The organism is Rhodococcus ruber NBRC 15591 (genome assembly GCF_001894945.1).
Lineage (GTDB): Bacteria > Actinomycetota > Actinomycetes > Mycobacteriales > Mycobacteriaceae > Rhodococcus > Rhodococcus ruber.
The window spans coordinates 1-20,031 of the sequence record NZ_BCXE01000023.1 but is presented as its reverse complement, the minus strand read 5'-3'; the positions used below and the strand labels follow the sequence as shown (position 1 = coordinate 20,031).

Sequence of the window (20,031 nt, the reverse complement as noted above, 5' to 3'; positions counted from 1 at the left end):
GGTCAACGTCCGGGGCCACCCGGAGGTTCCCGCCGGTCGCGTCAGCCGCCTGCGGGCACGGGCCCCACCGTGGTTATCATTTCGCATGGCCATGCAGGAGCCGGAATCTGCAACCGAGGCCGACCCGACCCATTCCGCTGCGGCCGAGCCGACCCGCACGGTTGCGGCCGATCCCACCCGTACAGCCGAGGCGGAGCCGACCCGCACCGCCGAGGCGGAGCCGACCCGCGCCGCCGAGGCCGAGCCGACCCGCACCGCCGAGGCCGACCCGACCCGCACCGCCGAGGCCGACCCGACTCGCACCGCCGAGGCGGAGCCGACCCGCACGGCCGCCGTGGAGCTCACCCGTACGGCCGATGCGCCCACCGAACCGGCCCGTACCAGCGCGGTCGTCCCTCGCGGCGAAGCGACGACCGAGCCGTTCCCGGTCCGCGTCCCGACCGGCATCGACGACGTCGAAGCCGGGAACCGGATCGACGACTTCGACCTGCTCACCAACCTCGGCCGCGGCGCCTTCGGGCGGGTGTTCCTGGCCCGGCAGCACTCGATGCAGCGGCTCGTCGCCGTGAAGATCTCCCCCGACCGCGGTACCGAGGCCCAGACCCTCGCCCAGCTCGACCACGACTACATCGTCCGTGTCTTCGACCAGCGGATCCTGCCGGACCACGGCCTGCGGCTGCTGTACATGCAGTATCTGCCGGGTGGGACGCTGCTGCGGGTGCTGCACCGGGTGCGCACCACCCCACCCGAGCAGCGCAGCGGCCGGCTCCTGCTCGACGTCGTCGACGAGACCCTCGCCGAGAAGGGGGAGATCCGGCCCGCCGAGTCGACCGTGCGCAGCCGGCTCGAGAACCTGAGCTGGCCCGAGACCGTCGCGTGGCTCGGGCGCCGGCTCGCGTCCGCACTGGACTACGCCGATCGGCGCGGAGTGCTGCACCGCGACGTGAAGCCCGCCAACGTTCTGCTCACGGCGGAGGGCGTGCCCAAGCTCGCCGACTTCAACATCAGTTTCGCCGAGTCCGTCGGTGGCACGTCGGCCGTGGCGTACCTCGGCGGGTCCCTGGCGTACATGTCGCCCGAGCAGCTCGAGGCGTGCCATCCCGGTCTGCCCGGCACCGCCGCGGACATGGACACCCGCAGCGACATCTACGCGCTCGGGGTCATGTTGTGGGAACTGCTCACGGGTGGCCGGCCCAACAGCGAGGACGACCTAGGCGCCGAAACCCTGCCCGCACTCGAGACGATGCTCGCGCGGCGACGCTCCGGACTGACCGCGGCCGCGCGCGAGCGGATCCCGGCCGACTGCCCCCAGACTCTGCTGCGGGTGCTCGCGAAGTGCCTCGAACCGGATCCGGCGGATCGGTGGGCGTCGGGTGCGGAGCTGGCACAGCAGTTCGACCTGTGCCTCGATCCGCGGGCCCGGGACCTCGTCGACCCGCCGCCGCACAGCTGGCGCGCCCGGCTCCGGCGCCCCGTGGTGCCGATCCTCACCGCCGCAATCGCGATCCCGAACGTGCTGGCCGCGCTCTACAACTACCAGCACAATGCGAACCTGATCGTCGACCGGCTCCCACCGGACACCCAGCGCGAATTCGAGCAGCTCGCGCTGATCATCAACGGGATCACCTTCCCGCTCGGCACGGTGATCATCGTGTATCTGTGCCGACGGTTGATCACCGTCCCGCGCGGTCTGCACCGCGGCCGCAGCTACGACGCAGTGGAACTCGCCCGGGCGCGGCACGACGCACTGCTGATCAGCGATCGCGTCGCCGCCGTGGTGATGACCCTGTGGACGGTCGCCGGCATCGCGTTCCCGGTGGCACTGCACTTCGTCGGCGGCAACATCGACGGCCCCTCCGCCGCGCACTTCCTCACGTCGATCCTGGTGTGCGGGGCGATCGCCGTCGCCTATCCGTTCTTCCTGGTCGCCTTCTACATGGTGCGATCGTTGTATCCGGCCTTCCTGCCGCACGGGGCGACCGACGCCACGGATGCCCGCGAACTCGAGGGCCTGCACCGCCGCAGTGTGCGCTACCTGGCGCTGGCGGCGGCCGTTCCGCTCGTCGGGGTGGCCGGCGTGACGTACCTCTCACCCGAGGAGATCCAGCAGGTCCTCGTCGCGGTGCGGGTACTGGCGGTGGGCAGCATCGCCGCGTTCGTGCTCGTGTACTGGTTGTTCCGCATCATGGAGGACGACCTGCGCGCCCTGCAGCGCGGCGTGGCCCCGACCCGGGCGACGCGCGAGCCGGTGAAGCCGGGCCCGGATCAGTCGGTGTAGACCTTCGGGTCGAGGGTGCCGATGTACGGCAGATCACGGTAGCGCTCGTCGTAGTCGAGGCCGTAGCCGACGACGAACTCGTCCGGGATGTCGAATCCCACGTCGGCGACGTGGACGTCGACCTTCACGGCCTCCGGTTTGCGCAGCAGCGTCACCACCTCGAGGGACGCCGGGTTCCGGGAGGAGAGGTTGCGCATGAGCCAGGACAGCGTGAGGCCGGAGTCGATGATGTCCTCGACGATCAGCACGTTCCGGCCGGCGATGTCCTTGTCGAGGTCCTTGAGGATGCGCACCACGCCGGACGACGAGGTGGACGACCCGTACGAGCTGACCGCCATGAATTCCATCTGGGTGGGGATCGGCAGCGCCCGCGCGAAGTCGGTCATGAAGAAGATCGCGCCCTTGAGCACGCCGATGAGCAGCAGATCACCCTCGGGTGCGCCCACCGGATAGCGCGCGGCGATGGTCTCGGCCAGCTCCTTCGTGCGCTGTTCGATCTGTTCCTCGGAGATCAGTACCGACGCGATGTCGTTCTCGTACACCGGGTTCATCCTGCCTTCCCTCAGTCGTCCGCACCCTGTCGCCGGCCGACGAACTCGACGATCAGCCTGCCACGCCGACGCGTGACGACCAACCTGACGCCGGGCTGCGGCCCGCCGCCCACGGCGACGCCGCCCTGGCCGCGCCACTGCCCGATCAGGTCGTCGACGGCTCGCAGCTTGCGGTCCGTCGGGGCGGAGGCCCCCGAGTCGAGCAGCCATCGTCGCAGGACCCGTCGTCGTACCGCGACGGGCGTGCCGGCGAGGACGTCCACCGCCAGCCCGGTCCCGACCCGGGCCTCCCCCAGCCGGCGCCCGGCCAGTTCCTCCAGCGCGTCCTCGTCCTCGCGCAGCTGCGCGGCCGTGCGCGCGAGGGCCGGTGCGACCCCACCGCCGAGCACGTCCTCGAGCAGCGGCAGCACCTCCTCACGCAGCCGCACCCTGGTGAAACGACGGTCGCTGTTGTGCGCGTCGTCGTAGGGCGTGTACCCCAGTTCCGCACAGGCCCGGCGGGTGACGTCGCGACGCACGCCGAGCAGGGGGCGCCCCCACGGCTCGTCGAACTCGCACATGCCGCGCAGGGAGCGGGCCCCGGAACCGCGGCCCAGCCCCAGCAGCACCGTCTCGGCCTGATCGTCGAGCGTGTGCCCGAGCAGCACCGGCAATCCCGCCCGGGCCTCGTCGAGCGCCCGGTAGCGGGCCGCACGCGCGGCCGCCTCGGGACCGCCGGGGCCGGTCACCGCGACGCGGACGACCTGTACCGACACGCATCCGGCCGACCGGGCGAATGCCGCGGCGCGGGCGGCGACGTCGCCGGAGCCGGGCTGCAGGCCGTGGTCGACGACGACGGCGTGCACCGAATCCGCCTCGGCGACGGCGGCGACGGTCAGAGCCGACGAGTCGGCGCCGCCGGACAGGCCGACCGCGACGGACCGGCCGTGGGTCGCGACCCAGCGACGGACGGCCAGACGCACCTCGTGGACGGCAGGGGTCTCGGGCAGGAGCGGTCGATCGGACGACACCGTCAGGCCAGTACCCGTGCGATCCACGCGTCGGGGTCGTCGATCTCGGCGAGGGTCGGCATCGCGTCGGGTCCGCTCCAGACGGTGTTGAACCGGGCCATGCCCACCCGTTCGACGACGGTGTCGACGAACTTCTTGCCCTGCACGTACTGGGCCATCTTGGCGTCCATCCCGAGCAGTGCACGGACGATGCGGTGGACGGGGTTCACGGCGCGCCGGCGACGGTTGTCGAACGCGCGCCGGATCTGCGCGACGGCGGGCACCACGGAGGGTCCGACCGCGTCCATCACGTGGTCGGCGTGGCCCTCGAGCACGGTACCCAGGGCCAGCATGCGGTCGAGGGCGGTGCGCTGGGGTTCGGACTGCACCGCTCGGACGAGACCGAGCACACCGCGCTCGGCCATGGGCTTCTCCTCCCCCGGCCGGCGATCGCGCAGGACCCCGGTGATCCGGCCGGCGAGATCGGTGAACGACTCGTCCACGGTCCGGCCCAGCTCCGCCGCCGCCTCGCGCATCAGGTCCGCCATCCACGGGGCCTCGGCGAACTGCACGCGGTGGGTGACCTCGTGCAGGCACACCCACATCCGGAAGTCGGCGGTGGGCACCCGCAGCGCCCGCTCGACGGCGACGACGTTCGGGGCCACGAGCAGCAGCGACCGCGAGAACGGGTCGTACTGACCGAGCACGGCGGTGGACAGGTACGCGAGCATCGCGCCGGCCTGCATGCCGGCGGGCTTGCCGACCCACCGGCCCTCGGTGGGCCCGGAACCGGTGAGGTCCGCCATCGACCTGGCGGCGGCGTGCACCCATTCGGACCGGTCGACCACCGCGGCCGGCGGCACGTCTCGCCCGTCGCCGAGGCCGGTCAGCTCCCGCACCGGTGGCTCGGCGCGGTCGGCGGCCGAGGCCAGCTCGGCGACGACGGTCTCGGCGGTGTACCGCGACATCGCCGGGCCCGGCCGGGTCAGGCGCGCTCCGACCCCGGCCGCGAACTTCCAGTCGATCGCGTCACCCAGCGTCCGGTCCCGGTCGGTCATCGGCATCCGCATCCTCGGAGGGTCGCCGCCACCGCGTCGAGGGCAGGTCGGCTCTCGCCCGGCGAACGGTCGTTGGACAACAGGGCGAACGTCAGCACCCGGCCGTCGGTGTCGACGACGAATCCGGTCAGACCGCTCGCCTGCGACAGGGTGCCCGTCTTCGCGCGAACCCAACCCGCCCCGTCGCGGTTGGTCGAGGCGTAGCGCTCCGAGAGGGTGCCGGTGGCGCCCGCGACCGGCAGGTAGTCCAGCATCGGGCGCAGCGACGCCTGTTCGGTTCCGGCGGCGGCGGCCATCACCGCGTCGAGGAGCCGAGCGGGAATCCGGTTGTCGACGGACAGGCCGCTCACGTCGTGGAGGGTGAGCCCGGTCAGGTCGAATCCGGCCTCGCGCAGGGCCGCGGCGACGCTGTCGACCGCGCCGCGGAAGGACGGCTCGACACCCTCGGCCGCGGCGATCTCGCGGCCGACGGCCTCGGCCAGGACATTGTCGGAGTAACCCATCATCTGCCCCAGCCGATCGCGCAGCGGCGCCGACTGCACAGCGGCCAGCGGAGCCGCTCCGGGCCGGACTGTCCCGGTGGCGACCCGGGCGGGGTCCGCGCCGAGCGCGGCGGCGAGGGCCCGGCCGGCATCGAGGGCGGGGGTGGGGGTGCGCGGCGACTCGTCCTCGAGGGGGTTCAGCCGGCCGCCGTCGAGCATCACCGGTTCGATCGGCGCCACGGAGCCGCCGGCGATGTCGGCGGGGAACCATCCGGTGGCCAGGGCGTCACCGGCGTAGGCACCGGTGTCGACGAGCACCGTGTCGACGACGACGCCGCTGCGCTGGATCTGCTGCACGAGGTCGGCGATGCGCGGGGCGCCGGCGTAGAAGCCGGGCTCGCCGGGGGGCTGGGCGGTGAGGGTGGGATCGCCACCGGCGACGAGCACGATCTCCCCCGGCCGGCTGCCCTCGACGACCTTGGTGGTGACCCGGTGTTCGGCGGGCAGGGCGAGCAGCGCTGCGGCGGCGGTGAGAACCTTCGTCGTCGACGCCGGGATCATCGGCCGGGCCGGGTCCTTCGACCACAGCACGGTGCCCGTGGCGGCGTCGGTGATCGAACCGGTGAAGTTGCCCAGCCCCGCGTTCCCCAGCGCCGGCGCGAGCGTGGCGGCCAGGGCGGGGCCGGTGGGGGCGAGGGCGTCGGCCGGTACCGGGGCCACCTGCGGGGTCGCGGTGACGGGCGCCGGTGCCGGCGCTATCGCGGCGGCGGCCTCGCCGCTGCGGAAGTCGGAGAGCGCGAAGGCCCCTCCCACGAGCAGCGCGACGGTCCCCGCTGCCCAGATGGTGAACAGGATCCGGAGGTTCCGGCGGCGCCGTCCCGCCAGTGTGCCCAGCTTCTTCTTGCCCTGCCCCGCCAACACGCCTCCGCTGTGTCGAATCCCGCGGCGTTCGCCCCGGCGAATCCCGCGCCCTGGTGACCGCCCCGGTGGTCCGGCACCTGCGCCACCAGCGTAGCGCCGACCCGTTATCCTCTGTGCGGACCATCACCGCAGATACGGCAGTCGTATCGATCTACAAGTGAGGACACGGCGTGGAGTTCGAGGTCACCATCGAGATCCCCAAGGGGCAGCGCAACAAGTACGAGGTCGATCACGAAACCGGCCGCGTGAAGCTGGACCGCTACCTCTACACCTCGTTCGGCTACCCCGCCGACTACGGCTACATCGAGAACACCCTCGGCGAGGACGGGGACCCGCTGGACTGCATGGTGCTGCTGCCCGAGTCCGTGTTCCCCGGCGTCATCGTCGAGGCCCGTCCGGTGGGCATGTTCAAGATGGTCGACGAGGCCGGCGGCGACGACAAGGTCCTCGCCGTGCCCGCGGGCGATCCGCGCTGGGACCACGTCAAGGACATCAGCGACGTCTCGCAGTTCGAACTGGACGCGATCAAGCACTTCTTCGTCCACTACAAGGACCTGGAGCCGGGCAAGCACGTCGAGGCCGCGGACTGGGTCGGCCGCGCCGAGGCCGAGGCCGAGGTCTCCGCGTCGATCGAGCGCCTGAAGGCGAACGGCGGGCACTGACCCCACGCGCCGTTCGGGCTCCGCGGCCGCCGGCTGCGGAGCCCGAACGCGTTCTCAGCCGCTGCGCTCGATCGCGTCCCGGATGTCGGCGAGCCGATCGAGCAGGCGCGGCCGGAGCCGGGCGTCCACCCGCGCCGACCACGGCCGCAGCAGGCGCCGCGACCGCAGGACGACGTGCTGTCGCAGGAGACATCCCTGCGGGGTGGACTCGATCCGGTAGTCGACGTGGCCGGTGAACCAGGCGCTGCGGAAGTCCATCGCGAGCAGGTCCGGGTCCTCGATCGCGGTCACGACGCTGTCGACGGGCATCCACCAGCCGGGCGCGAGCCGCACCCGCTCGTGCCACCGGGTGCCCTCGGTGGTCGGACCGGACGGGGACTTGCCCGTCCGGACGCCGCTGCGCGCCGGTGCGCCCACGTGGTCCTGCACGTCGGCGAGCAGCGCGAACACCATCCCGGCGGGTCGGCGCACCGGAATCCGAAGCCGGAAATCCATTGGGGTTCCTGGACTTTCGTCGACCGGCGGCGGACCGCCCCGTCGGCGCCGCGCGTGTTGCTCCGCTCGGTCCCGGATCCCCAGCAGCATTCGCCGGGACATCACGAAGTCGCCCACGTCCATGAGGACGGCCCAACCGACCGCGAACGGCGACGGGGGGATCCGGAATCGCACGCGATGCACCAGTCGGCTGCGTCCGGGCCCGTCCGGACGCAACGTCAGCGCGACGGTGACCGAACCCCCGTCGTGCGAGTGGGCATACACGAGGGAACGTCCGGGATCGATCGACTCCACCCGGAAGGCGGCCGGGGAACCCGCGACCAGCCGGACCCGGTCACCGACCTCGAGCCGCTGCAGTTCGGGCCGGATCTCGCGGGCGCTCGGCTTCCCGCCGTTGTCGACGAGGTCGTAGCTGTACCAACCGGCACGGTCCCCGGCGCCCATCTGGACCAGCCACGGCCACACGTCCTCCGCCTCGGCCACGATCGACACCGCTCGGGTCGCCGACCAGTGAGGCCGGGGCACGATCTCGTCCCCCGGCATCCGTCCGGCCACCTCGGTCCTCGTCGCACCCCAGTGCAACTGCCAGGGCCGGTAGACCGTCAGATACACCAGCGGGACGGCCGGCAGCAGCCGGCCGCCCCACGTCAGGACCGGGCGCACCCGTCCATCCTCTACCGGCCCCGGAACTCCGGGGGCCGCTTCTCGAAGACCGCCGCGACGGCCTCGGTCAGATCTTCCGACGGCAGGAACGCGGAGTTCCAGGCCGCGACGTAGCGCAGGCTGTCGTCGACGCGCGGCGAGCGGCTGTGGTCGAGAACGGCCTTGATGCCGTGCACGACCAGCGGCGGATTCGCCGCGATCTCGGCGGCGGTGGCCTGTGCGGCGGTCAGGACGGCATCCGCGTCCTCGAAGACGTCGTTGACCAGACCGATCTTCTCCGCGCGTGCCGCGTCGATGTCCTTGCCGGTGAGGGCCAGCTCGCGCAGGTGCCCGTCGCCGATGATCAGCGGCAGGCGCGCGAGACTGCCCACGTCGGCGACCATCCCGACCTTGACCTCACGGACGCTGAACTTCGCGTCGGCGCTGGCGTACCGGATGTCGGCCGCGGAGATCAGATCGACGCCGCCGCCGATGCACCAGCCCTGCACGGCCGCGACGACGGGCTTGCGGCAGTCCGCGACCGCGGTGATCGCCGCCTGCATCCGCTTGACCATCTCGTGGAACTCGGTGCGCGGGGCGGCCAGCGCCTTGTCCGCGAGGACCTTGCCCAGGTCGCCGCTCATGGCGGGCAGGTCGAGACCGAAGGAGAAGTGCTTGCCGGCGCCGGCGAGCACGACGGCACGCACGTCCGGATCCGCGTCGAGCTCGCCGAACAACAGCGGCAGCTCGGTCCAGAAGTCGGGGCCCATGGCGTTGCCTTTGCCCGGACCGACGAGGGTGACGAGCGCGACGTGGTCCGCGACGTCGACCGTGAACGCTTTCCAGCGAGATTCCTGAGTCATTACTCGAGAGTAATATGCGGGCGCCGATCCGCTGGCACGGACCACTCGTTACAGCCTGGAAAATTCCGCGCTCCGCCTCTGGTGGCCGACACGCCGCGGACGGATCCTGAGGGCACGAACGGTCCGGCTCGTAGAGGAGGGACTGTCATGTTGATGCACCAGGGCATCGGTCTGGGCGCCTTCAACGCCCTGTCCCGGCGGGGCGCCACCCACGCGCTGTACGAGTGCTGCGCGTCGCTCACCTGGGCCCAGGAGGTAGCGGCGGGACGTCCCTATGCGAGCTATCCGGAACTGTTCGCCCGCGCCGACGCCGCCCTGTTCTCCGCGAGCGACGCGGAGATCGCGGCGGCCCTCGACTGTCACCCGGTGGTGGGCCGTCGGCGCGGCAGCACCGCCTCGCGGCTCGAACAGTGCTCGCTGTGGGACGAGGACGAGGCCTTGACGACCGCGATCACCGCTGCCGCCGCCACGTACGAGGAGCGCTTCGGCTACCGCTACCTGTGGTGCCCGCAGGGCCGCGGACTGCGGGATCTGCTGACCGACCTCCGCCACCGGCTCGCACACGACCCCGAGGCGGAACGCAAGGTGTGCACGGAGGAACTCGCCAAGATCACCCGCACCCGGCTCGAGCGCATGCTCGGACCCGAGGACGGCTTTCCGCTGTACTGACCCCGGCCGCGGCCGGACCTGCCGATCGGAGCCACGGACGGCGGCAGCCTCCTAGGCTGGAACCATGTCCGGGACACTGCATCCGAATGCCGCTCGAGTGGCCGACACGCTCATCGCGCGCGGGCACCACGGGTTGATCACGACCCAACCGGAGTCGGTGCACACCGCCGAGCAGGCTGCGGCCGCGCTCGGGGTCGACGTGGGCGCGATCGTCAAGTCGCTGGTGTTCCTGCTCGACGAGGAACCGGTACTGCTGCTGGTCTCGGGTGCCCATCGGGTGAATCCGGAACGAACCGGCAAGCGTCTCGGCGGCGTGCTCGTCGCGGCGCCCCCGGACGTCGTCACCGAGGTCACGGGTCAGCCCGTCGGCGGGGTGGCGCCGCTCGGGCATCCGACGAACCTGACCACGTACGTCGACACTGCCCTGGCCGCCTTCCCCCAGCTCTGGGCCTCCGGCGGACATCCACGCACGCTGTTCCGCACGACGTTCCGCGAACTGATGCGCATCACGGCAGCCGTCGACGTCGAGGTCGACTAGCCCTGCCGGTCCGGACGACGGGCCCGGCCGGTGCGACGGCCCGCCGGGGAACCGGTCAGCTGCACTGCGCCGCGCCGGCGGTGGACTCCGCCAGGCCCGGACGGGTCTCGGGCGACGGCCCCCACAGTCCGTCGGTCTTCGCGTAGGTCCAGCCGGGACCGGCATCGACGAGCGTGCGCAGCGCGTCGAGCAGACGATCCACGTCGGCGGAGGAACTGCCGAGACCGAGAGAGGCACGAACCGCGCCGCCGGGCAGCCCGACCCGGGCGAGCAGCGGGTGCGCGCAGAACCGGCCGTCGCGCACCCCGATTCCGTGCTCGGCGGACAGATACGACGCCACCTCGCCGGGCTCGAAGCCGGCGACCGTGAAGGTGACGATGCCCACGGAGTCCGGGGAGTCGCTCCACAGCCGCAGGATCTCGACACCGTCGACACCGCGCAACCCGTCGAGCAGGCGCCGGCACAACGCCTCCTCGTGCGCGGTGACGGCATCGGCGTCGAAACCGGCGAGCGCGTCGCACGCCGCGGCGAGGGCCGCGACGCCGAGCACGTTGGGCGTGCCCGCCTCGTGTCGCGCCGGGGCGCAAGCCCATTCGGTGTGGCCGAGACTCACGTCGCGGACCGCACCACCCCCTGCGAGGTGCGGTTCCGCGACGTCGAGCCAGTCCCGGCGCCCCACCAGAGCACCGGCACCGAACGGAGCGTAGAGCTTGTGCCCCGAGAACGCGAGGTAGTCGACGCCGAGCGCGGCGAGGTCGATCCGCCGGTGCGGAACCAATTGCGCTCCGTCGACGAGGATCCGGGCACCGCAGGCGTGCGCGACGTCGGCGAGTTCGGCGATCGGGAGGACCTCGCCGGTGACGTTGGAGGCGCCGGTGACGGCGAGCAGCGCGGCGGGCCGGCTGCACAGTTCCGCGACGAGCCGGCGGACCGTCTCGGCGACGGTGTCTGCAGCCTCGACAACACGAGCGTTCTTCCAGGGCAACAGGTTTGCGTGGTGCTCGACGTCGAGCACGACCACGTCGCCGGGCACGGCTCCGGCCAGGAGATTGAGCGAGTCGGTGGTGTTGCGGGTGAACACGACCACCTGATCGTCTGCGGCACAGACGAATCGAGCCACCGACTCCCGGGCCTGCTCGTAGCTGGTGGTGGAGATCCTCGAGGCGTAACCGGCACCGCGATGCACGCTGGCGTAGTACGGCAGGAGTTCGGCGATCCGCTCGGTCACCGCTTCGAGGGCCGGCGCGCTCGCCGCGTAGTCGAAGTTGGCGTAGGTGCAGGTACCGCCCTGCACCAGGGGCACCTGGAGATCACATCCGGTGACCCGGGCGAACGGGGCGATACAGGTATCGGCGGTCAGTACAGCGGCAGTCATGACGTTCCCTCGTCGTTCAGGGATTCGCCGGTGGTCGCCTCGTCGCCCGAGTACGATCACGGTCCGAATCCGCGCTTGCCGTGTCCGGTGTGGAAACACGGCCAGGTCGTCACCCGGAGCACCCCACCGCGGAGGAGGGTTGCCGACCAGCTAGCCGGGGCTTGTCGCTGGTTCTCGTGACCTGCGGAAGAGGATGGCAAAAGCGCGCGCGGATGTCAAACCGGGATCGCACCGTCGGTCGTCCGGCACGCGAATCCCCAGGGAGGGGCGGTTTCTCACGCCGAGCCGGACATTGGGCCGGGATTCCGGCGTCCGGGGAAGCGGGAAAAGTCCACCGCGCGAGTGGGCACCGACACACCCGATGTTCACCCTCCGTCCACCTGACCGTGAGATAACCGGACGAACGCACCACCAGGCCGAGAGAAGGACATGCGATTGCCTGCCCAGCCCACGACGGATTCGGATCGGTCGTATCGCATCCCCGAGGAGTTCCTCCGCTCCTCCCATGCCCCGGCCCCGCGCACTCTCGTCGACATCCTGCGTGCCACCGCCGACACCCACCCTGACGCTCCGGCCGTCGACGACGGATCCGTCACCCTCAGCTACGCCGAACTCGTCGAGGAGGTCGTCGCCTGCTCCTACCGGCTCGCCGACGCGGGAGTCGGTGGCGGGGACCGCGTCGGCGTGCGCATGCCGTCCGGCTCCGCGGACCTGTACGTGACGATCCTGGGCATTCTCGCGGCCGGCGCGGCCTACGTGCCGGTGGACGCGGACGACCCCGACGAACGCGCCGAGCTCGTGTTCGGGGAAGCGCAGGTCACCGCCGTCGTCACCGCCGACGGCATCGGTCCGGGCACCGCGCCGCCGTCGCCGAAGCCGCAGCTGCGCGGTCCGCGCCTCGACGACGCCGCCTGGATCATCTTCACCTCCGGCTCCACCGGCACCCCCAAGGGTGTCGCCGTCAGCCATCTCAGCGCCGCCGCCTTCGTCGACGCCGAGGCCCGGCTGTTCCTGCGCGAGAACCCGATCGGCCCCGGCGACCGCGTGCTGGCCGGTCTGTCGGTCGCATTCGACGCGTCCTGCGAGGAGATGTGGCTCGCCTGGCGGCACGGCGCGTGCCTCGTCCCCGCGCCCCGCTCCCTCGTGCGGTCCGGGATGGACCTCGGACCGTGGCTGGTCTCCCGCGACATCAGCGTCGTCTCCACCGTTCCGACCCTCGCGGCGATGTGGCCGGCCGAGGCGCTCGAAGCGGTGCGGCTGTTGATCTTCGGCGGGGAGGCCTGCCCACCGGATCTCGCCGAGCGGCTGGCTGTGCCCGGACGCGAGGTGTGGAACACGTACGGACCCACCGAGGCCACCGTGGTCGCGTGTGCAGCGACGATGGACGGCACCGGCCCGGTCCGCATCGGCCTGCCGCTCGACGGCTGGGATCTCGCCGTGGTGGACGGCGAGGGCCGCCCCGTCCCGGAGGGCGGCACCGGCGAACTCGTCATCGGCGGCGTCGGCCTGGCCCGCTATCTGGACCCGGCCAAGGACGCCGAGAAGTACGCCCCCATGCCCACCCTCGGCTGGGACCGCGCCTACCGCAGCGGCGACCTGGTCACCCTCGACCGCGCGGGGCTGCTGTTCCAGGGGCGCGCCGACGATCAGGTCAAGATCGGCGGCCGCCGCATCGAACTCGGCGAAGTCGACAACGCTCTGCAGAACCTGCCCGGCGTCGCCGGCGGCGCGGCCGCCGTGCGCAAGACGGCGGCCGGGCACTCGGTCCTCGTCGGCTACATCGCCAGCACCGACCCCGAGTTCGACCTCGCCTCCGCGCGCGACCTGCTCGGCGAGCAGCTGCCCGCGGCCCTGGTCCCGAGACTGGCGCTGGTCGACGAGCTGCCCACCCGAACCTCCGGCAAGGTGGACCGCAACGCGCTTCCGTGGCCGCTGCCCGGCGCCGAGGCCGCCGCCGCCGAGGCTCTCGGCCTCGACCCGACCGCCGAATGGGTCGCCGGGCTGTGGGTGTCGATTCTCGGCACCCCGATCGAGAGCGTCGACGACGACTTCTTCGAACTCGGCGGCGGCTCCCTCGCCGCGGCCCAGCTGGTGACGGCCCTGCGCGAACGCTATCCCGCGATGACCGTCGCCGAACTGTACGACCATCCGCGACTCGGTTCGCTCGCCGAGTACCTCGACGACCTCGCGCCGTCCGCGGTGATCGCCCCGCGGCAGGTGGCCCCCGTTCCGCGCCGCGCGCAGCTGCTGCAACTGGCCGTCACGGTGCCACTCACCACTCTCACGGGGCTGCAGTGGGTGACCTGGCTCGCGATCGCGAACAACGTCTTCTCGCTGTTCGTCGACGTGCCGTGGCTCGCTCCGGTGTCGTGGTGGTGGGTGACGGTCGGCATCCTGCTGTTCCTGACCCCGCTCGGCCGCATGTCCGTCGCCGTCGCCGGGACGCGGCTGCTGCTGCGCAACCTGCAACCCGGCACCTATCGGAGAGGCGGCAGCGAACACCTCCGGCTGTGGACGGCGCTGCGGCTGTCGGAGGCCAGCGGTGCGGTGAACCTGTCCGGGGCGCCGTGGATGCTGTACTACGCCCGCGCCCTGGGCGCGAAGGTCGGAAAGGGCGTCGACCTGCACAGTCTGCCGCCGGTCACCGGCATGCTCGAGCTCGGTGACGGCTGTTCCATCGAACCCGAGGTCGACCTGTCCGGACACTGGGTCGACGGCGACGAGGTCCACATCGGCAGCATCCGGGTCGGAGCCGGCGCGACCGTCGGCGCCCGCTCGACTCTGGCCCCGGGCGCCCGAATCGGTAAGAACGCCGAGGTCGCGGCCGGCTCTGCCGTGTTCGGCCGCGTCAAGGCCGGCCAGCACTGGGCCGGCTCCCCCGCCCGGAAGGTCGGCAAGGCCCTGCATCCGTGGCCGGCCGAACCGCCGCGGCGTGCCTCGTGGTGGGTGCCGATCTTCGGCCTCACCTCGATGGTGCTGGCCTCGCTGCCGATCGTCTCGATCGGCGCCGGGCTCACACTCGTCGGATGGTGGATCCGCGACGCCGCCGACCTGACCGACGCGTTGCTCCGCAGCGCGGCGATCCTGCCGGTGGCGGCACTGTGGACCCTGTTCGTGTTCGCCGCGCTCACGGTGCTGTCGGTGCGTGCCCTGGCCGTCGGTATGACGGAGGGACATCATCCCGTCCGCAGCCGCGTCGGCTGGCAGGTATGGGCGACCGAGCGACTGATGGACAGCTCACGCACGTTCCTGTTCCCGCTCTACGCCTCGATGCTCACGCCGGGCTGGCTGCGACTGCTCGGCGCCGACATCGGCAAGGACGTCGAGGCCTCCACGGTGCTGATGGTGCCCAAGTTCACCCGGGTCGCCGACGGCGCCTTCCTTGCGGACGACACCATGGTCGCCAGCTACGAGCTCGGTGGCGGCTGGCTGTACATCTCCCGGGCCAAGGTGGGCAAGCGCGCATTCCTGGGCAATTCCGGTATGGCCGCCCCCGGGCGACGAGTCCCCAAGTACGGACTCGTCGCGGTGCTCTCGGCCGCGCCGTCGAAGGCCAAGTCGGGTTCCTCGTGGCTCGGCAGCCCACCGGTGCGGCTGCGTCGCGCCGCGAACGAAAGCGATTCGAGCCGCACGTTCGCGCCCCCGCGGCGGCTGCGCGTGGCCCGTGGCTTCGTCGAGACCTTCCGCCTGCTGCCGATGATCGTCACGTTCGGTATCGGCCTCGGCGTGCTGTTCGCCCTGCAGTCGCTGGCGACCTCGGTGGGGTACGCGCCGGCCGCAGCACTGAGCGGACTGGTGCTCATCCTCGCCGGCGCCGTGGCCGGCGTCGTGTCCGTCGCCGCCAAATGGGTGGCCGTCGGACGCATCGGCCGGGAGGAGCACCCGCTGTGGAGCTGGTTCGTGTGGCGCAACGAGGTGGCCGACACCTTCGTCGAAACGGTCGCGGCACCGTGGTTCGCCCGGCCCGCCACCGGGACGGCCGTGATGAACCTGTGGCTGCGTGGCCTGGGCGCGAAGATCGGCCGCGGGGTGTGGTGCGAGAGCTACTGGCTGCCCGAGGCCGACCTGGTGACTCTCGGTGACGGCGCGACGGTGGAACGCGGGTGTGTCGTGCAAACGCACCTGTTCCATGATCGGATCATGTCCATGGACACCGTCACGCTCGGCGCCGGCGCCACCCTCGGCCCCCAGTGCGTCGCACTGCCCGCCGCCGGAATCGGGGCCGGCGCCACCGTCGGCCCGGCCTCGCTGGTGATGCGCGGCGACGTCGTTCCGGATTCGACCAGATGGCAGGGCAATCCGATCGCGCCGTGGTCGCACCCGAGCGATTGGTCCCCGCTGTGAAGCCGGGGAACGACCCGAAGAAGACCCGCGAGAACGGCAGGACCTCGAAACCGGACGCGCCGATCGATCCGTACCTGCCCCGCAGCGGCAACCGTGGGTACCGCGTGTCGAGGTACGAACTCGATCTGAACTACCGGGTCGTGGCCAACCGGCTCACCGGCACGGCCACCGTCGTCGCCACCACCACCGACGAGCGTGGCAAGTTCGCGCTCGACCTCGCGCCGACGATGCGGGTGACGAAGCTGTCGGTCAACGGGTCCCGGCCCGCCAAGTACGCCCAGCGTGACGGCAAACTCGTCGTCACCCCCGCCCGGAAGATCCCCGTGGGCGGCGTGCTGACGATCGTCGTCCACTATCACGGCACACCGAAACCGATCCGCAGTCCCTGGGGCGAAGTCGGCTGGGAGGAACTCGAGGAGGGGGCGCTGGTCGCGAGCCAGCCCAACGGCGCCTCGTCGTGGTTCCCCTGCGACGACCATCCCGGCGCGAAGGCGAGCTACCGGATCACGGTCACTGCCGACTCCCCCTTCCAGGTGATCGCGAACGGCACCCTGGTACGCAAGACGACGAGGGCCAGCCAGACCACCTGGGTGTACGAGCAGCCCGAACCGATGGCGACCTACCTGGCCACGGTGCAGATCGGGAACTACGAGACCCGCAGGTTGTCCGAGACACCGGTGCCGCTCGTCGCGGTGCATCCGCCGCGCCTGCGGGCGAACTTCGACCGGGACTTCGGCCGGCAACCACAGATGATGGAGATCTTCTGCCGGCTCTTCGGGCCGTACCCGTTCCCGCACTACAGCGTCGTCGTCACCGAGGACGAACTCGAGATCCCGATCGAGGCGCAGACCCTGTCGATCTTCGGCGCGAACCACTGCGACGGCACCCGGAGCGAAGAGCGGCTCGTCGCACACGAACTCGCGCACCAGTGGTTCGGCAACAGCCTCACCCTGTCACGGTGGCGCGACATCTGGCTGAACGAGGGCTTCGCCTGCTACGCGGAGTGGCTGTGGTCGGAGAACTCCGACGGGCCGTCGGCGCAGACGATCGCCGAGGACGCGCACCGCGGGCTCGGTCGCAAACCTCAGGACCTACTCCTCGGTGACCCCGGGCCGGACCTGATGTTCGACGACCGCGTCTACAAGCGGGGTGCCCTGACGCTGCACGCACTGCGCCTGCGCCTCGGCGACGAGAAGTTCTTCGCGCTGATTCGGCAGTGGACCGCGGAATACCGGCACGCGACCGTCACCACAGATCAGTTCACCGACTTGGCGGCCCGATTCGCGGACGCGCCGCTGCGTCCACTGTGGGACGCGTGGCTCGCCGAGAAGGCACTGCCGCCGATGCCCGAGGCGTGAGAGGTCAGGCCGGTACTCGTTCCGGCAGGTGTGCCTGCCATTTCACCAGGACGAGCACCAGGCACGCGGCCGCCGCGACCGCGCCCACGACGAACATGGCCGGGTAGGTCAGGACCGGGTATGTCTGGGACAGGTACACCATGACGGCCGGCACCGCGAACCCCAGATAGCTCAGCGAATAGAACACCGCGGTGAGCCCGGCGAGGTCGTCGGGGCGGGCGATACGCTGCACTTCCTGCAGGCCCGACACCAGCGCCATGCCGTAGCCGCAGCCCAGGACGACCGCCGCCAGCAGAGCGAGCGGCACGGTCAGGGCGGCGGCCGCGACCGCCGCCGTGACCATCCCCACCACGAGCAACGTCAGTGCCACCGCCACCGCACGGGCATTGCGGGGGGTGTCGATCCGGCGGCCCAGCGACTGGATCGCGAAACCGGCACCGAGGGCGACGACGCACAGCAGCGCCGAGAACGCGATCGGGGCGTCGCCGCTGTGGCCGGTCATCAGCGCCGGGAGGATCGCGTACGCCGAACTGGCGGCGCCGAACACCCAGGGAGCAACGGGGGCGATCACGAACAGGAAGCGGGCGTGCCCGGCCGCCGGGATCTTCAGGTCTTCGCGCAGCGCGGTCCGCTCCGCTTCCGGCTGCGCCGGCCGGGTCTCCGGCGTCCGCAGCAGTGCCACACCTGCGCCGATACTCAGCCCGATATGCACGAGGTAGGACAGGGCACTGGGCATCGGCGCCCACTGCGCGAGGGCACCCGCGATGCCGGCCCCGACGCCGAAGCCGGCGGTCAGGCTCATCGCGGCCCGTCGTGCCCCGGCGCCGGGCGTCGCGCGCGGATCCCAGCGCGGGTCGGACAGTTCCTTCAGCCAGCTGCCACCGACCGCCATGCCGAGTCCGAGCGCGATCCCGCAGAGGATACGACTGAGGATGAGCAGCGCCGCGGAGTCCGATCCGAGGGCGAGCACCGCGGAACCGACGAGGGCGACGAACGGTGCGGGCACCATGACAGGCCGACGACCGAGCCGGTCGGAGAGCGGACCGCCGACGAGCAGGGCCGGCACGATGCCCAGGACATACGCGAAGAGGAACAGGTCGACGACGACCGGCGCGAAACCGTGTTCGAGCCGGTACATCACCAGCAGCGGGGTGAACTCGTTGCCGCCCCAGGCGACAGCGAACATCGCGGCGGCCACGAGCAGCCACGTCCTGCGAGGAACGGCATCCGTACCGGTGGGCAGACGGCCCGGTTCGGTGGCAGTTGCGGTCACAATCGTCCCCCCTCCGAGTCCGTGCACCTCACGCATGTGCACGTCGAGCGCCGCGTCGAATGCGTCGGCGTCCCCGGCGGCGACGAGATCCACCAGATGCGTGTGGTCGGCGATGATCTTCTGCAGCTGCGCCGGATCCCGGGCGACCGAACGGGCCGTCATCCGTCGCTGGCGCTCCCGCAGGCCGGCATAGAAGGTGTCGAGAAGCGGATTGCCGCCCGCGGCCACGATGCTGCGGTGGAAGTCGGCGTCGGCACCGCTGAAGGCACCGACGTCACCACGCTCGGCAAGCTCGCGCTGCGTGTCCAGACTTGCGCGCAGGGTGCGTTCGAGTCGCTCTCGCGCCGGCGGAACAGAGGCGACGGCGCGTACCGCGTGGGTCTCGAGCAGCCGTCGCGCATCGACGACGTGCTCGGCCTCCCCGTCCGCCACCGGAACGACCAGTGCGCCGCGCTTGGGGTACAGACGCATCCAGCCCTCGGCCTCGAGACGAAGGAAGGCCTCGCGCACCGGGGTACGGCTGCACGACATCCGGGTCGCGATCTCCCCTTCGCTGATCAGATCGCCGCCGGGTAACTCGCCCGACAGGATCAGTTCCTTGACCTCGCGATAGACCGACTCGGCCGCTGAATACGACATAGACACAAGATGTATTTATACCGGATGCCGTCGGAGTGGCGCCACGCGGCCCTGTCCCGTGCGAAAGGCCGCCCAGGTGAACGACTCCCTGCGGCGCTGGGAGCAGCCATACTCGAAGACGCCGGGGAGAAGAGAGGCGGGAGGAGGATGACGAGGCAGGGACAGGCCCGGAGTGACCGTCTGCATGCGGCTGCGATGGGCAGTGTCGCCACCGGCGTCGCAGCGTACTGGCTCGACTACTTCACCGCCGGACACGTCCGGTCGTCCGACGACCCCGCCTACATCGCGTTCGAGAACGCCTTCCCGGCCGCCGACGGGCTGATGGCCGCGAGTTTCGCAGTGAGCGCCTGGCACCTGACGAGGGGGCGGGCAGTCGCCGTCCCGCTGGGGATCGCGGCCGGCGGCGCGATGACATTCCTCGGTGCGATGGACACGCTGTGGAATCTCGAGCACGGCAACTACCGGCGAATGACTACCGAAATGGCCGTCGAGACGGGCATCAACGTCGTCTCGCTCGTGTTCGGACCGTGGACTGTCGCCCGGCTGTGGCGGCGGCGCGAGGCGCTCGCCGGCTGAGCGGACGGTCGCACGGTGACCGCGGGCTCCGTCGGGACCATCGGCGGACCCGGAAATGCCGGAAGCCCCCCGACGAGGTCGGGGGGCTTCCGGTAACGGGTGTTCGGCGGTGTCCTACTCTCCCACACCCTGTCGGGTGCAGTACCATCGGCGCAGACAGGCTTAGCTTCCGGGTTCGGAATGGGACCGGGCGTTTCCCTGTCGCTATGGCCGCCGTAACTCTGTGAAACGACTCCCGCACGCTGTTCGCGGGGGTCGGGGCGCAGCCCCCTGTTTTTCCGGGGAACTGCGTTTACTCCGACTCCTCGCGCAGCGAGT

Annotated in this window: 15 protein-coding genes, 1 rRNA gene, 1 pseudogene and 1 riboswitch; of the genes and pseudogenes, 7 read left to right on the top strand and 10 right to left on the bottom strand. The window is 71.3% G+C overall.

The features are described from left to right. The first annotated feature begins 85 nt into the window (after window positions 1-85). Window positions 86-2,278, top strand: coding sequence for a protein kinase domain-containing protein (locus RR3_RS16025; RefSeq protein WP_072786478.1), 2,193 nt, complete (start codon window positions 86-88; stop codon window positions 2,276-2,278). Here the strand turns inward: RR3_RS16025 and hpt are convergent. Genes hpt through dacB form a run of 4 tightly spaced genes read right to left on the bottom strand, consistent with a single transcriptional unit; the run spans window position 2,266 to window position 6,279 of the window. Next, window positions 2,266-2,820: a hypoxanthine phosphoribosyltransferase gene (gene hpt / locus RR3_RS16020; protein ID WP_003938265.1), complete on the bottom strand. Its 555-nt coding sequence runs from the start codon at window positions 2,818-2,820 to the stop codon at window positions 2,266-2,268. The genes RR3_RS16025 and hpt overlap by 13 nt on opposite strands. A 20-nt stretch (window positions 2,821-2,840) precedes the next feature. Beyond that, on the bottom strand, window positions 2,841-3,839 hold the full coding sequence (tilS, locus tag RR3_RS16015) for a tRNA lysidine(34) synthetase TilS (protein ID WP_040273712.1): 999 nt from the start codon (window positions 3,837-3,839) through the stop codon (window positions 2,841-2,843). 2 nt (window positions 3,840-3,841) lie between these two features. Further along, window positions 3,842-4,882, bottom strand: coding sequence for an Rv3626c family coenzyme F420 biosynthesis-associated protein (locus RR3_RS16010; RefSeq protein WP_010594621.1), 1,041 nt, complete (start codon window positions 4,880-4,882; stop codon window positions 3,842-3,844). Then, window positions 4,873-6,279 (bottom strand): D-alanyl-D-alanine carboxypeptidase/D-alanyl-D-alanine endopeptidase, encoded by a 1,407-nt coding sequence (gene dacB, locus RR3_RS16005; RefSeq protein ID WP_010594622.1) that lies wholly within the window; start codon window positions 6,277-6,279, stop codon window positions 4,873-4,875. Before dacB ends, RR3_RS16010 begins: the two co-directional genes overlap by 10 nt. 170 nt (window positions 6,280-6,449) lie before the next feature. Between dacB and RR3_RS16000 the strand changes: the two genes are divergently transcribed. Beyond that, window positions 6,450-6,941, top strand: a complete 492-nt coding sequence (locus RR3_RS16000) for an inorganic diphosphatase (RefSeq protein ID WP_003938269.1) — start codon at window positions 6,450-6,452, stop codon at window positions 6,939-6,941. Between the two features lie 54 nt (window positions 6,942-6,995). Here the strand turns inward: RR3_RS16000 and RR3_RS15995 are convergent, their stop codons facing one another. Both RR3_RS15995 and RR3_RS15990 read right to left on the bottom strand, forming a co-directional pair. Beyond that, on the bottom strand, window positions 6,996-8,099 hold the full coding sequence (locus tag RR3_RS15995; protein WP_048773423.1) for an SRPBCC family protein: 1,104 nt from the start codon (window positions 8,097-8,099) through the stop codon (window positions 6,996-6,998). An 11-nt stretch (window positions 8,100-8,110) separates the two neighbouring features. Continuing rightward, window positions 8,111-8,941, bottom strand: coding sequence for a crotonase/enoyl-CoA hydratase family protein (locus RR3_RS15990; RefSeq protein WP_010594624.1), 831 nt, complete (start codon window positions 8,939-8,941; stop codon window positions 8,111-8,113). A gap of 147 nt (window positions 8,942-9,088) precedes the next feature. On the opposite strand from RR3_RS15990, the gene RR3_RS15985 reads away from it, so the two are divergent. Then, window positions 9,089-9,610 (top strand): 2-oxo-4-hydroxy-4-carboxy-5-ureidoimidazoline decarboxylase, encoded by a 522-nt coding sequence (locus RR3_RS15985; protein ID WP_048773424.1) that lies wholly within the window; start codon window positions 9,089-9,091, stop codon window positions 9,608-9,610. 64 nt (window positions 9,611-9,674) lie between these two features. Next, window positions 9,675-10,148 carry a YbaK/EbsC family protein gene (locus tag RR3_RS15980; RefSeq protein WP_064066504.1) on the top strand — a complete coding sequence of 158 codons (474 nt, stop codon included), beginning with the start codon at window positions 9,675-9,677 and terminating at the stop codon, window positions 10,146-10,148. Between the two features lie 55 nt (window positions 10,149-10,203). Here the strand turns inward: RR3_RS15980 and RR3_RS15975 are convergent, their stop codons facing one another. Further along, the gene (locus RR3_RS15975) at window positions 10,204-11,523 is read right to left on the bottom strand and encodes an aminotransferase class V-fold PLP-dependent enzyme (protein WP_017681665.1); all 1,320 of its coding nucleotides are present in this window, start codon (window positions 11,521-11,523) and stop codon (window positions 10,204-10,206) included. Between the two features lie 66 nt (window positions 11,524-11,589). Further along, window positions 11,590-11,705: riboswitch (SAM riboswitch) on the bottom strand. A gap of 247 nt (window positions 11,706-11,952) precedes the next feature. On the opposite strand from RR3_RS15975, the gene RR3_RS15970 reads away from it, so the two are divergent. Together RR3_RS15970 and RR3_RS15965 are read left to right on the top strand one after the other, a co-directional pair. Then, the gene (locus RR3_RS15970; protein WP_174557579.1) at window positions 11,953-15,867 is read left to right on the top strand and encodes a Pls/PosA family non-ribosomal peptide synthetase; all 3,915 of its coding nucleotides are present in this window, start codon (window positions 11,953-11,955) and stop codon (window positions 15,865-15,867) included. Further along, window positions 15,810-17,225: a M1 family metallopeptidase gene (locus RR3_RS15965; protein ID WP_010594629.1), complete on the top strand. Its 1,416-nt coding sequence runs from the start codon at window positions 15,810-15,812 to the stop codon at window positions 17,223-17,225. The genes RR3_RS15970 and RR3_RS15965 overlap by 58 nt, the downstream gene beginning before the upstream one ends. A 4-nt stretch (window positions 17,226-17,229) precedes the next feature. Here RR3_RS15965 and RR3_RS15960 read toward each other — a convergent pair whose 3' ends face one another. Together RR3_RS15960 and RR3_RS24535 are read right to left on the bottom strand one after the other, a co-directional pair. Then, window positions 17,230-18,411 carry an MFS transporter gene (locus RR3_RS15960; protein ID WP_234420192.1) on the bottom strand — a complete coding sequence of 394 codons (1,182 nt, stop codon included), beginning with the start codon at window positions 18,409-18,411 and terminating at the stop codon, window positions 17,230-17,232. Between the two features lie 129 nt (window positions 18,412-18,540). Further along, a pseudogene (locus tag RR3_RS24535) lies at window positions 18,541-19,137 on the bottom strand (GntR family transcriptional regulator); the annotation flags it as partial. A gap of 147 nt (window positions 19,138-19,284) precedes the next feature. On the opposite strand from RR3_RS24535, the gene RR3_RS15945 reads away from it, so the two are divergent. Then, on the top strand, window positions 19,285-19,713 hold the full coding sequence (locus RR3_RS15945; RefSeq protein ID WP_225223343.1) for a hypothetical protein: 429 nt from the start codon (window positions 19,285-19,287) through the stop codon (window positions 19,711-19,713). A gap of 101 nt (window positions 19,714-19,814) precedes the next feature. Here RR3_RS15945 and rrf read toward each other — a convergent pair. Further along, window positions 19,815-19,931 (bottom strand): 5S ribosomal RNA (gene rrf, locus RR3_RS15940). Between the last annotated feature and the right edge of the window lie 100 nt (window positions 19,932-20,031).